At 66.4% G+C, this 12637-nt stretch carries 17 protein-coding genes; all 17 read right to left on the reverse strand.

Annotation, left to right across the window (positions count from 1 at the left end):
- Nucleotides 1–2: 2 nt before the first annotated feature.
- Nucleotides 3–1238, reverse strand: a complete 1236-nt coding sequence (locus UK23_RS29510; protein ID WP_045314935.1) for a hypothetical protein — start codon at nt 1236–1238, stop codon at nt 3–5.
- Between the two features lie 118 nt (nt 1239–1356).
- Nucleotides 1357–1818 (reverse strand): hypothetical protein, encoded by a 462-nt coding sequence (locus tag UK23_RS29515; RefSeq protein ID WP_045314936.1) that lies wholly within the window; start codon nt 1816–1818, stop codon nt 1357–1359.
- Entirely contained in the window at nt 1818–2228 is a 411-nt protein-coding gene (locus UK23_RS29520) for a hypothetical protein (protein ID WP_196777942.1), read from the reverse strand. Before UK23_RS29520 ends, UK23_RS29515 begins: the two co-directional genes overlap by 1 nt.
- 10 nt (nt 2229–2238) lie before the next feature.
- The gene (locus tag UK23_RS29525) at nt 2239–2718 is read right to left on the reverse strand and encodes a hypothetical protein (RefSeq protein ID WP_045314937.1); all 480 of its coding nucleotides are present in this window, start codon (nt 2716–2718) and stop codon (nt 2239–2241) included.
- Entirely contained in the window at nt 2711–4096 is a 1386-nt protein-coding gene (locus UK23_RS29530; RefSeq protein ID WP_045314938.1) for a hypothetical protein, read from the reverse strand. Before UK23_RS29530 ends, UK23_RS29525 begins: the two co-directional genes overlap by 8 nt.
- 1 nt (nt 4097) lies before the next feature.
- Nucleotides 4098–4556 carry a hypothetical protein gene (locus UK23_RS29535; RefSeq protein ID WP_045314939.1) on the reverse strand — a complete coding sequence of 153 codons (459 nt, stop codon included), beginning with the start codon at nt 4554–4556 and terminating at the stop codon, nt 4098–4100.
- Nucleotides 4553–4933: a hypothetical protein gene (locus UK23_RS29540; protein ID WP_156213461.1), complete on the reverse strand. Its 381-nt coding sequence runs from the start codon at nt 4931–4933 to the stop codon at nt 4553–4555. Before UK23_RS29540 ends, UK23_RS29535 begins: the two co-directional genes overlap by 4 nt.
- Complete coding sequence (locus tag UK23_RS49055; RefSeq protein ID WP_052685173.1) at nt 4930–6249, reverse strand: hypothetical protein; 1320 nt, start codon at nt 6247–6249, stop codon at nt 4930–4932. The genes UK23_RS29540 and UK23_RS49055 overlap by 4 nt, the downstream gene beginning before the upstream one ends.
- Nucleotides 6246–6386, reverse strand: coding sequence for a hypothetical protein (locus UK23_RS51970; protein ID WP_156213462.1), 141 nt, complete (start codon nt 6384–6386; stop codon nt 6246–6248). The genes UK23_RS49055 and UK23_RS51970 overlap by 4 nt, the downstream gene beginning before the upstream one ends.
- Nucleotides 6387–6394: 8 nt before the next feature.
- Complete coding sequence (locus tag UK23_RS29550) at nt 6395–7948, reverse strand: hypothetical protein (protein ID WP_045314941.1); 1554 nt, start codon at nt 7946–7948, stop codon at nt 6395–6397.
- 74 nt (nt 7949–8022) lie between these two features.
- Nucleotides 8023–8196 (reverse strand): hypothetical protein, encoded by a 174-nt coding sequence (locus tag UK23_RS51975; protein ID WP_156213463.1) that lies wholly within the window; start codon nt 8194–8196, stop codon nt 8023–8025.
- Between the two features lie 3 nt (nt 8197–8199).
- On the reverse strand, nt 8200–8541 hold the full coding sequence (locus UK23_RS29555; protein WP_045314942.1) for an SAP domain-containing protein: 342 nt from the start codon (nt 8539–8541) through the stop codon (nt 8200–8202).
- The gene (locus tag UK23_RS29560) at nt 8541–9032 is read right to left on the reverse strand and encodes a hypothetical protein (RefSeq protein WP_045314943.1); all 492 of its coding nucleotides are present in this window, start codon (nt 9030–9032) and stop codon (nt 8541–8543) included. The genes UK23_RS29555 and UK23_RS29560 overlap by 1 nt, the downstream gene beginning before the upstream one ends.
- 15 nt (nt 9033–9047) lie before the next feature.
- The gene (locus UK23_RS29565; protein WP_045314944.1) at nt 9048–9596 is read right to left on the reverse strand and encodes a hypothetical protein; all 549 of its coding nucleotides are present in this window, start codon (nt 9594–9596) and stop codon (nt 9048–9050) included.
- Nucleotides 9597–9707: 111 nt separating this feature from the next.
- Nucleotides 9708–11063: a phage major capsid protein gene (locus UK23_RS29570; RefSeq protein ID WP_045314945.1), complete on the reverse strand. Its 1356-nt coding sequence runs from the start codon at nt 11061–11063 to the stop codon at nt 9708–9710.
- Nucleotides 11060–11794 carry a head maturation protease, ClpP-related gene (locus UK23_RS29575; RefSeq protein ID WP_052685174.1) on the reverse strand — a complete coding sequence of 245 codons (735 nt, stop codon included), beginning with the start codon at nt 11792–11794 and terminating at the stop codon, nt 11060–11062. The genes UK23_RS29570 and UK23_RS29575 overlap by 4 nt, the downstream gene beginning before the upstream one ends.
- The coding region (locus UK23_RS29580; protein WP_156213464.1) for a phage portal protein at nt 11791–12637 on the reverse strand (847 nt) is incomplete at its 5' end. The genes UK23_RS29575 and UK23_RS29580, both read right to left, overlap by 4 nt.

The raw sequence follows: 12637 nt of genomic DNA on the forward strand, positions 1-12637 counted from the left end.
CGTCACGGACCTGGTCGTAGAGCTCGCGGCCCGTTCTCGTTAGTGACGTCGAAGGCGCCTGCCTGGTCGAGCAACGTGGAGCCGAAACCCTTGGCCTTGGTCTCGGCGTCGAAGAACTCCTTGCCAATCTTGCTGATGGCGTCAGCGCTGGAGGAGAGCGCCTGGGTGTAGTCCGGGGTCTGACCCGAGAGCTGATCCATCAACTTCAGAAGCCCCGACGCCTTCTTCGCCGAGTCGTCGCCAGCGTCACCGATCTCCTCGAACGCGGCAGCGACTGTCCGCATCGCGGGCGTCGACTTCTCCGACGCGGCCCCTACAGCGTCGAGCCGGTCGCGGGCGGCCTCCAGCTTGTCGAGCTGTCCCCAGGCGTCCATAAAGCGGACGACCGAGGCGGGAAGGATGTTGTTCTTCGCGCCCTCGTAGATGTCGTTGAGGACTTCCATGGTGCCGAGACCGACCTCGCCCAGCTTGCCCATGAGGAAGACCGCGTCGCCCAGAGCCTTGGGGTTCTTCTCGACTGAGCGGGCCAGATCCCCGAAGCTGTCCGCGAGACCCTCGATGATGCCGGGCAGGCGCCCGCCCAAGTCGTTCAGAACAGCCTTGAAGGCAGAGCCGATCGGCTGGAGCGCTGGGCGGAACTTGCCCAACGAACGCGCCAGGTCATCACCGAATTGCGATACAGCAGGAGCTGTGTCGCGAAAGAACGCCGACAACTCCGGCTTGAGATTGTTGAACTCGCGCCGTGCCGAGTTGGTGATGTCAGCCCAGGTCTTCTCGTACGGCTTCGCAATCTGCTCCATGCCCGAGGACATGTCGCGCTTGAAGTCGTCGATGATGACCTTGGTGCTGGACGATCCCGCTGACGCCTTCAGACCGAGGCCGGCAAGCCCCGCACCGAACGCGGTGACAGTCGCACCAGCCATCGCCGCACCCGCGACCACACCAGCAGCAGCCGCAGCACCAGCGACTCTGGGGTCATTCAGCGCGCCGGGGAGCTTGGCCACAAGCCCCCCAGCACCGTCGAGGATCTTGCCGAAGCTGCCAGAGAAGGCGGACCCGGACTTCGAGCCCGCTCCCGCCCAGATCGACGGCAGGCCACCGAGCGACTTACCGAGCCCCTTCGAGCTGGAGTCGAGGTCCTTGATCTCCTTGCTGAGCTCCTTGGCCTCTTTCTTGGCGACGCCGAATCCGCCTCGGGAGACGTACTTATCCGAGACGATTACCTGAACTTCATTCACTCGGCACCCCCTTCAGATTCGATGGCCAGCAACTCAAGGAGTTCGGTGGATTCCTCCAGCAATGCGTTCGGCAGGCATTTGAACCGGTCGCACATCCGGAGGATCCACTCCGTCTCTTTCAGCTCGCGAGGCTTTCGGACAGGGACTCCATCGGAATCAACTCCTCCGCCAGCGAACTTCCACCGACGGAGGGCTTCGCCAAAGGGCGGCTGATGCTCCCCAGCGCGTCAACCCATGCGCGGATTAGGATCAGGACGAACTCCCGGTCCTGGTCCCACAGCCCAGCCTCGGTGGCGGGAACCGGTACCTCGTCCTCATCGGTGAGGTTCCAGTCCAGCAGGCAGGTCGAGAAGACCTTGATGATGAACTCGAACTGCGAGTCGGGGTTGGCCGCGAAGTCGTAGACGGTGCCGTCCTCGTCCTCAAAGGACTCTGGTGGCTCGCCGTCGATGATGCCCGTGATCGCCATGTACTTGCGCAGGCTGGTGGCCGTGGCACGTGCCTCCAAGCCTGCGAGCTCCTCGCCCTCGGGCCACACCAGCTTGTACGTCTTGCGGCGCGTGAAGAAGCCCTTGCCCATCAGGTCGTCCAGGCGTTGAAGACGCCACCGGTCAGCACGCCGGGAGAGGCCCACACGAGGGAGCCGTCCTGGGCACGCGTCCAGGTGTAGTCGGTGAACAGGTACTCGTTGGAGAACAAGGGAGTTCCCGCGTCGATCGTCACCGTGCGCGCCACCGAGGTCGTCGGCACCGTCTTGAAGACGTCGTGCTGCTGGTTGCTCGCGGCATCGACGGTGCCGGTCAGGTTGATCGACGAGTCCGCCAGGAGCAGGAGGCGGTCCATGGCGGACGCGTCCTGCCCTGTGGTGTCCTGCACGCCGCGTGGCATCGCCAGGTCCCAGTTGGTGACCTGCGGCCGGATGTCTCGTGGCGTGCCACCCGCGTCGTCTACCGACAGCGCGGCGAGGGCCACACCGGTCTGCTTGCTCATCTTCTCCTCCTCAGCCCTGCGCCAGCCGGGTCAGCAGCTTGTCGCGGTGTTCGGACATGTCGTCGATCCAGTCGGCCATGCTCTGGTGGGTGCGCTGTTCGCCTCGCGGATTGCCGCGCCAGTCCCCGCCTCGGACGATGAAGAGCTCCGGACGGCCGATGCGGACGCGGTGACGGCCCGCGTCGCCGTCGAAGCAGGTCTGGCCCGCCTCGAACTCCCAGAAGGTCTGGCCAGGTCCGAGGTCCACCGTGCGGAACCTCTTGCCCGACTGCTTGATGTCACGCAGCAGGAGCTCGCCGTTAGCGCGCTTGGCGATGCGCTCGATGTGGATCCGCCAGCCGTGGCGGTAGTTCGCGCAGTCAGCGTCCTGGCAGGTGGCGACCCGCCAATGCGTCGACAACGGCGCCTGGATGCCGTAGGTCTTCATGGCGTGGGCCGGCAACTGGGGAGTCGCTCGGTTGAGCTTCAGACGTGCGAACGGATCACGCATGGAAGATCACCTCCACCAGGTTCTTCTCGACGGCGACTCGGAACACGAGGTTGGTGAAGCCGCCGGTTGTCGTGGTGACCACGCGCAGGTAGCGCTTGATGGTCAGATTGCGGGCGGTCTCGATCCGGACCGCTGTTGGCGCCGCGGTGATCGAGCCGAAGGAGCCCCCGGTCACGTCCGACCAGGCGTCGTTCACGCCGTTGTCGATGCTGTGCTGGAGCTTCACGGTCACGTCGGTACCGGTGAGGGAGGTGACCTGAAGGTGGGCCTGGAGGCCGAACCGCATCGGGTAGACGATCGCGGCCGTGCCGTTGAGCGTCCACACGCGACCGGTGGCGTCGGTGAGGCCGGAGACGTTGGGGATTGGGTGTGCCACCGAAGTGCCGCCGATGCCGCTCTTGACGTCGACCTCGTAGACCTTGCCCGCGAAGAAGTCCGACGTGCCAGCGTTGCGGGAGCCGATCTCCAGCACGGCGGTGCCCGCGAAGACCGAGGTGGCCGTCGCTGTGGTGATGGTGGCGCCAAGCTGGGTCCAGGTCGAGCCGTCATCGGAGGTGTAGAACTTCACGTCGTAGCCGGAAGCGCCGTTGTCGACGTCGAGCGTCGCCCGGACCCACTTCTGTGCACCGTTGGCCAGCGAGGCGAGGTTGGCGGTGCTGGTCTTGCTGATGCCCGTGACGCCGTCGGCGGAGAACTGAAGGATCAGCGTGCCCGTGGTGGTCAGCACCAGAGCGTACGAGCGCTGGTTGCCCGTGACCGTGTACTTGCTGACGATGTAGCCGTCGGCAGCTGGGGTCCAGTCGTTCGGTGCGATCTTCGCGCGGATGTCGAGGTCGCCCGTGATGTCGAGGGCCGCCGCGTCGGGCGTGGTGACGGTGTTGCCCGAGGAGCCCGGAAGCGAGATGTAGAACTCGCCGTCGGAGTCGTCCACGCCGGAGCCGTTGGTGGCGGCCGTGTCGGTGCGCGGATCGGCCGTGAGCAGCTCGCACCACTCCAGGCCGTAGCCGGAGCCCTGGGCGTTGGTCGCGAAGCCGACCGAGCCGTCCTGGTTGCGGGTGGCGTCGTAGTTGGCCTGCTTGGCAACCAGGCACGCGACGGGCGAGCCGACCGTGGTCCCGGCGCAGTACATCAGCAGCTGGTTGCTGGCGCTCATGGTGCGGAAGCGGTCGTGCGCCGATGCCGCTGCACCGTCCAGGAAGGACTTCACCGACAGGCGGCCGTCACGAATACCGAGCAGGCGGTCCATGGCGCTCTGGTTGATCGCCGTGAAGTCGAGCGCGGGAGCTCCACCGCCGATGTCCTCGACGGCGTTGATGCCGCCGGAGAGCTTGTAGCCGTCGGCGTAGAACTCGTGACCCAGGCCGGTTCCCTTGGTCATCTCAGATCACCTGGTTCCAAATGTCGTTGACCACCAACGGAATCGTGATGTCGAAGATCCTGAACATGCCGCTGTCGATCTGGAGATAGCCGCCCTGACCGGACAGCGCCGTTCCGGTCATGCCGAGCAGGTCGACGTACCGAATGGCGTCGCCCAGGTCGATGTCGCCGGAGAACGCCTCGATCACCTTCGCGGCCGCGAGCGCCATCTGGATGTCCAGGGCGCTCTCGGGCTTCTGGAGCATGTTCGAGTAGATCCGGCCGGTGAAGACCACCAAGCCAGTCGTCGAGGCCTGGCCTGACTGCGAAGGCACGGGAGCGATGCGCTGCAAGAAGAACGCGAAGTTGAGCCCCTTGCCCGGCGCGCTCTTGGGCTCGCTCAGGTTGACCTGCTCGAACAATGCGAGCTTCTTGACCATCGACTGCATGCGCTCCAGCGGAACCTTGATGTCGAGGCTCATCCGTTCAGCCTCCGCATCAGGTTGGGCAGCAGGCGCTGGACGATCTGGGGCGTGCGCCGTTGCAGGAGCTGTGTGCTGCGGCGCCAGAACGTGTAGCCCTTGAACCGGGACTTCTTGTTGCGCGAGCCCACGCCCGCGAGCCATGGGCCGTAGACCATGCCGCCGTCGGTGACCTCGTGGCGGCTGCCGTAGTTCACGACGTGCAGCGAGCTCGCGTAGCGGCCGGTGGGGTGCTGCACGTCCCTGGCGAACTCGGCCAGGACGGTGTCCTTACCTTCGTCGGCCACCTCACGCCCCGCCTCACGCGTGAAGTCTCGGGTGTGCCGCTCGGCACGGCCGTCGAAGACGGGGCCCTTGGTGGTCATCTCAGCGCTCACGACAGCACCCGCCCATACAGCACCTCGGCACGTGCGCGGAGCTCCTTCAGGGCCCGGCCGCTCGCCTCGCGCTCACCCTCGCCGGAGCCCATCCGGCGCGAGTAGCCGCTGTTCTTCTGGAGGATCGTGTTGATCGCCTCGGCGGCGCACAGCTCCTCCAAGAGCTCGGGCACGACCCACACCGTGACGGTGGAGTCGTCGGTGTGATCTGTAGCCGTGGTGCCGAAGGCGCCCCGCTTCACCCGCAAGGACCGCGCCGCGTAGACGTCGGCACCGTTGGTGTGCGCAGCCAACGTGGATCCGTCCCAGGCTCGCTGGACGATCAGGTTGTTGCCCGCGATCTCCTCGATGAGCATGCGCTCCGAACCGATCATGATGACCTCGCCTTCGATGAAGGCGGCGCCGCTGCTGACCGGCACGGTGTCGGTGCTCATCTCGTCGTCCAGGTCGGACGCGAGGTTCTGCGCGGTGTCGACCATGCGCTTGTCCACCACGGCCATGCGCTCGGCGTCGACCTGGATGATCGAGCCCACGCCGATGCTGACGGAGTCGGTGACGAGCACGGTGGTCGTCTCGTCGTCGAGGCTCGCGGTGATCGTGCCCGCGTCCTCCTGGTCGTCGCTGTAGCCGAGCCAGCCTGTAACCAGGACGCCCTGCTGCAACGTGTTTGAGGAGAACGTGGCAGAGCTGTTGCGGTCAACCTCGATACGGTCGTAGGGCGGCCCGTCGTTGGGGTACAGCAGGTACGAGGAGCTCGGGATCTCCACGCCGTCGACCGTGATGGTGTCGACGCTGATGAACTCGTTCTCGTCGAGCCAGAGCCGGTACGACCAGGAGCGAGGGTTCGCCGGCCAATCGAAGGCAGCCGTGGCGTAGCGCGGGAAAAACTTCCTGCGCATCAGGCCCTCGATGGACCGCGTGGCACCTACGATCGCCCGGTCGACGATCCGGTTGGTGCGCGCGGTCTCCTTGAAGTCCAGGTCGCTCTTCACCTTCTCGCGCGTGGTGTACCAGGCCGAACCGGTGAACACCGCTGGCGTCGAGGTGATGACGGTGACGACCTCGGAGGCCGAGCCCTCGGTGGCCGACCAGATGACCGTGTACGCACCGACTGGCAGGCCGGAGGACGGCGTCCAGCTGTAGCTGTAGACGCCCGTGGCGACGTGCGTGATGCCCACCGCGGTCGTGGCCAGCACCGTGCCTGAGCTACCGGTGATGGTGATCGTCAGGCTGGTGACATCGTCGAGCGGACCGCCTGGGTACTCGTAGAACTCGACGGCGAGGGTGACCGGCTGTCCGGTGTACGCCACGGTCATCGCTCCTCCTCACCCGCCTCAAGTTCCTTGATTCGCTGGGACTGCCGGGAATTCATGACCCGCAACATCGAGATCTCGAACTCGCGGGGCCAGTCGCGCTGAAGGGCTTCGATCAGCTCGTGCTCGGTGATCTCCACGTCGCCCCCTACGTCGTGCTGTTCGTGATGAGGCCGAGGGTGGCCAGCTTGGACAGAAGGTCTTGCAGCGCGGCGTTTCCACCCGTCGACCCGGTGACGGTCTGCTTGGCCACGGCCGCCGCGTTGTAGAAGCCGAGGTTGGTGCCGAGGTGCCGCAGGTCGAGCGCCACGTGGAGGGCGTCGTCGGTCTTCAGCACGTTCGCGGCCGAGCGGTAGAGGTTCACGTCGGCCGTGGTGCCGTCGCCGAACAGCACCGTGCCCGACCCGCTGGCGCTCAGATCCACGCGCAATCTGGAGACCGTGTCGGCCGCGAGCCGGATGTCCAAGGCGCGCTTGGACGTCGTGGACGGGTTGATGACGACCACGCCACCTGATGCCGTGCCGTCCGCCGAGGTGGCGAAGGTGGCGGCCGCTGTGGTGCCGTCCGTCGTGGACGCCAGGCCGACGCTGGTGAACTTGTCGTCCGTCGCCAGGGAGTTGGCGGCCAGGCGGTACAGGTTCGTGTCGCGTGCGGCGTTGCCGGGACCCCACTCGACCTTGCCGTCAGCGAAGGCGACGAGGCGGGCGTTCGTGTCGCCCGAGACGCGGAAGTCGAAGAGCCTGTCGGTGCTGGCCGTCAGCAGGCCCGCGTAGGCCGCTCCTGAGCCCGGTGAGCTCGACGGAGCGGCGTAGTAGCCGTGGACGCCCGAGGTTCCCCAGACAGAGCTCACATGGGCCGCTGAGACGCTCGTGGTGCCAAAGCCGATGTTGCCGCTGGAGCGTGCGATGTGCAGCCTCGGAGCGATGTCCACGCCGGAGTCGTCGTAGGCCAGGAGCTGGAAGTCGGTGCCCGCGTTGGCTCCGGCCTCGGTCGTAGTGTTCGCGCGGATCGCCCAGCGCCGTCCTGAGGTGGCACGGTCGCTGCTGGCCGACAGCAGGATGTCTTTGTTGTAGGCGTTGCTCCCGCCGACCCGCAGCACTCGACCACCGGCTGCCCTGATGGAGAAGTCGGCGTCGGCGGTGCGGATGTTGGTCGTCTCCACACCCGTGTAGGCGTCGCCTGGCTGCCACGTCTCCTGGTCCACAAAGGGAATCTCCAGGCGCGTGACCAAGCCGTTGGCCGGTGACATCACCTCGAAGCTGAGGTGGTTGTGGTACGACGCGTTGTCGTTGGCCTTGGCGTGGGCGATGACCCAGGCTTGCGGGCGCCAGCCCTGCGAGGTGTCGGGTTCCTCGGTGGTGGCGTTGTATCCCGCGCGGGGGAAGTACCAGGCGTTGGCGGCCTTGGCGTCGGCGCGCATGAGGAAGTGGCGGATCGTCTCGCCGTACGAGTCGTCCTGGGCACGCTGGTAGCTGTAGAGGTTGAGGCGGCCGGTCGAGTCGGAGCCGGTGCCGTCGTCCTCGCCGCCAGCGAAGGTCGAGGGAATCGAGATGCCGGTGTGGGCGGCCGACTTCCCGTAGCCCGCAGGAAGCGAGCTCGGTGCGGCGTTGCTGGTCGCGTTGACGACCAGGACACCGGTCATGGTGTCGCCGCTGAGGTTGACCTTGGTCGGGTCGCCCCCGGTGTAGCCGGTGGCTGACATGGATTCCCTCGCCTCTGCCTTGCTTTCTGGCCTAGGGCGTTGGTGCTGCCCAGGTGATGGGGTGTGTTCAGTTGTCAGGCAGGTCGGCCTACGGGCCCCTGCCAGTCGCCCATCCGGCAGTTGAGGAGGCCACGCGCCTCGTCGAGCGGGCTGCCGCAGTTCGGGCACTCCAGCGGCTGCTCGGTCTCGGCGCGGAGCAACTCCTCGGCGTTCTGCTGGTAAATGCTGAGAAGTTGCTCCCACGACATGGCTCAGTCCTGCTTCTGGTCGTGCTCGTCGAGCCGGGCCACGATCTCCTCGTGGGTCCCGCCGGCATTGAGGCCGCGGTTCTTGGCCTGCTCGCGCACCTCGGCGTAGGACAGGCCCTCGTACTTGCCGGGTTCCGGCGCCTCAGCGCCCTCCTCGGCCACGAGCTCCTGCTCCCCGTACCAAGCGACGCCCTCGGGGTCGACGACGCAGGGATCGCCGTCTCCGGCGCTGAGAAGCCAGCCCTCGCGCTCGTAGAGCTTGACCAGGCGGGCGTCCTCGTCGGTGAACTGCGGCGTGCCCTGGCGAGCCTTGCGGTCCCAGAAGTCCTGCGGGTCGAGTTCCATCAGGCCGCCACCACCGTCGCGCCGTCCTCGATCGGCGCGTAGGTCAGGTACCAGGTGATCCCGCCATCGGCGCCGGTCGCGGTGACCTGCTCGATGACGCCAGCGGAAAGGAAGATCCCCTTCGCCGCACCGAGGAAGTCGCTGGACACCTTCGAGATCGGGAAGAGGCCCGCAGCGCCGATGCCGTTGACCGGAGCACCCGTCGGGGCACCGCTGATCGACAGCAGGTTGCCAGCGGGCGTGTCGGTCGTGCCCAGGTCCGTGGCCGCGCAGAGGTCCGAAGACGTTCCCGTGGTCGGGTTGTGCTGGAGCTTGACGGTGTTCGCCACCGTGATCGCCGTGGTGACCTTGCCGACGATCGCCGTCACCAGCACAAGTCCGGAGACTGTGAACAGGCTCTTGGTCTCGACGACCAGCGGGGTGTACGCCTTGTTCACGACCTGGCCGAGAACAGCCTTGGTGTACGCGGAGGCTTCGTTGACAACAGTCATCTCAGATCACTCCCCTCAGGCGTTCGCTGCGTTGGGACGCAACAGGTTCGGCAGCTTGGACGGCTTGCGCTGCTGACGGAGTTCGTGCAGGTAGTACAGGCACGAGCCCAACTTCGCGGTCGAGGTCGTGGTGGCCGCGTTGAGACTGACGTGGGTGTAGCCCTCGCCTAGCTGCGCAGCCGAGACCTCGATCACGACGATGTTCTGCTTGTCGCCGTACGTCGCGCCCGTGAGCGTGACCTCCGAGGCAACGCTCTGGCTGACGCGAGTCCACGTCTCGTCGTTGTCCAGAGTGGCCTCGGACTTGATGTAGAAGTGGTCGACGCCCACCGAGTCGGAGACAGCAGCCGCGTCGAGGTCGTTCGACGTGCCGCCCGTGTAGGCGGTGTGCTGCTGGAGGTCGAGGACCAGGTCCTCCGTGCCACCCGCGCCGAGGAACACGACGAAGGTGATGGCGTCGGCACCGCTCATGGCGATGCGCTTGCCGGTGGCGCCGTTGGCGGTGTCGAGGTCGACCGGGGCCCAGCCCGTGCCGATGTCGAACAGCCTGCCGAGTGCTTCCATTTCTCTCCCCTTCCAAGGGGTTCGGCCTACCGGGACGACGTGCTCGCCCCTCGGCTTAGATCACGTCTTGGGTGAGGCCCGGCTGACGGGAGATCAGCCGGGCCGTCCGCATCAGGAGCGGGTCTCCAGCTGGATGTAGGCCGACAGCGTCGGGCCACCGTTCTCCGGGGTGAGCGGCGAGAGCATGGTCGGCGTGCCGTCCACGCGCTCCAGGATCCGGAACTGGGTCTTGTCGGAGGAGAACTTCGCGTGCTCGGACGACTCCAGCGTCATGACCTGGGTGTCGCCGATGGCGTACTGGCTGAAGTCCACAAGGGACACATCGCCCTTGGTGCCCAGCGTCGCCGGAGCCTTGCGGCTCATGATGACCGGCAGGCCCAGCAGGGTCAGCTGCGGACGGCCGTGCGCGTCCGGCATCCACACAGCTGAACCACCCGTGCCAACGGGCAGCGCCATCGTGGCGAGCTCGACGAACGCGTCCGGCGTGGCGACCCACACCGCGGTGTCCATGGACTCCGGGAGCAGACGCGAGTACATGGTGACCGCGTTGATCCAGGTGAAGCCCGAGGTCTGGCCGGACTCCTTGGAGACGGTGATCAGCGCGGGGTTGTCGGCGTGCAGCGCACCGAGCGGCTTGGCGACACCGTTGCCCTTGATGAACGCGCGGTCCTCGAAGTCGGTGATGCCAGCGGGAAGCGTCTTCTTGATCCACGCCGTGAAGCCGCCCCAGTCGCGGACCAGCTCGTTCGGCACGGTCGCGAGACCGGCCAGCTTGTGGGCGTTCAGGGCCACGGACGCGAACGAGGCGCTGGTGTCCGGGATCTCCTCGCCCTCGTCGACCCAGAAGAACTGGATGCCGCCGTAGACCTCGCCGACCTCGGTGGAGAAGTCGGTGGCGGGGAAGCGCAGCTTGCCCGTGGCCATCGGCACGACCATCGCGCGGGGACGCACGACGGACTTCTCCAGGCTGATGGACAGGATGTCCGAGCGGAACTCCTCGGGAACCAGTAGACCGCCCTCGGAGGGCACCTTCTCGCTGTAGTTCTGGAGCGTCTCCAGCTTGGCCAGCAGATCCTTGTTCTTCGCACCGTGCACGGCGACGGCCATGAACTCCGCGACGTCGCTGAACACACCGTTGAGCCCGGCGCCGACGGCCCTCGGGTTGTTGAGCACCAGGGACGACTGGTGGCTGGCACGCGCCTTGTCGACCAGGTCGAGGCGGTTGGAGACGGAACCGTCTTCAACGCCGTTCTTCTTGAACATTTCGAGGACCGAGGCCTCAATCTGCTCGGTGAGCTCGGCCTTGAGCGTGTCCATCGTCTTGTTCTCGGAGCTGCGGTAGCTGTCCACGGCAGCGCGGAAGGACCCGTTCTCAGCCGCCGCGCGCCACTTCTCGAAGGTGTCGAACTGCGCGAGGTACTCCTCGAACTCCTTCGGAGTGGTGGGGGTCGCCGTCGTCACGGTCATGCCAGAGCCTCCTTGAGGGAATCAGCGAACCCCGCGCCTTCGGTCTGGGGAGCCGTGTTCATCGCCACCGCCGGAACGGCAGCAGGTTGGGTGAGTGCGTCGAAGATGGACAGGTCGAGCGCGTTGTCCGCCTTGCCAGCGGAGGCGACCTCGTCAACGAGACCGGCCGCCAGCGCTTCCTTGGCGTTGAACCAGGTCTCGGCGCGCATCTTGGTGCGCCAGGACTCGGTGGTTCCGCCGGCCTTCGCGGCGTACATCTCGGCGATGACGTCCGAAAGCAGGTCGAGGACATCGGCGGCGTCACGCATGTCCTGGGCGTTGCCCACGCACAGGGCGCTGCCCTCGTGGATCATCATCGTGGCGTTGGCCTCGATGACCACGTGGTCGCCCGCCATGGCGATGAACGAGGCGGCCGACGCAGCGTTCCCGTCGATCCGCACGGTGACGGTGCCCTTGTGGTTGCGCAGCAGGTTGTGGATCGCCGCGCCCTCGAAGATGTCGCCGCCGGGGCTGTTGATGTGCACCGTGACGTCGCCGAGCCCGTTGAGGGCGTTGGCCACGTCCTTGGCGATCACGCCGTCCCAGCCACCGATGCGGTCGTAGATGTAGAGGGCAACCGCGCCGTCCTCGTTGGTGGGCTTGAGATCGCGCTTCTGTGTGGGTGCGCCCGCCAGGTTCTCCACCCTGGTGCGGATCGACCCGAGAAGCTGCTCCACGCGCTGCTTGTTCACGCCAGGGCTCCCTTCAGCTCGGCCCCGAAGTTGTTGTCCTGCTGCTGTGGCGCCGTCGTCCTCATGGGAGGGAGACCTGCCTGGATCGCGGCGTCGTCGGGATGCACACCCGCGTCGACCAGCGTCTTGTAGACCTCGGCTGCGGCCTTGAGGTCATCCCGCTCCGCTTCGCGGTCAGCAGGCACCGGGTTCGTGTAGACGAGCGACAACTTGCCCAGGCCGCGGTCGGGGAACTGCGGCAGGTACTGGTTGTTCAGCAGGCCCTTCCACCGGTCCAGGCGAGTGACGGTGATGGCCTCGGCGTACCAGGCTTTCGCGGCGTCGGCCGTCGCGCGGTTGACGTCGTCGACATCACCGACGGCGAACTTCGGCATGCCGAACGCTTCGCGGATGGTGGTCTTGTCGAGCTGGGCGATCTCGACGAACTGCATGTCGCGCTGGGAGATCTTGAGGTCGATCCACTCCATCTCCCCCTCGATCATGCCGACGCGACCGGCGTTGGAGACGCCTTGGTGCGACTCGTTCCACCGCTCGCGCCACTTGTCCCACTCGCGCTGCTGCATCTTCTTGTTGACCTTGACCAGGCCACCGGGCAGCGCGTTGTTGCGGAAGAAGGCGTTGTTCCACTCGGCGCCGTAACGGACGCTGTCGAGGGTGTTCATGATCGACTGGACGGCGCCCATGCCCCGGTAGGGGTCGGTCGGGTTGGGCATGCGCTGGAACAGCACGTCCTTGCGGTCCAGCGGCACCTGCTCACCGCTCGGTCCGGTGTAGATGAAGCCCAACAGGAAGTTCTTCGGGCTCGTCACCGGCTCCATGCGGTCAGGACGCACGGGCCACAGC

This window comes from Lentzea aerocolonigenes, assembly GCF_000955955.1.
Lineage (GTDB): Bacteria > Actinomycetota > Actinomycetes > Mycobacteriales > Pseudonocardiaceae > Lentzea > Lentzea aerocolonigenes_A.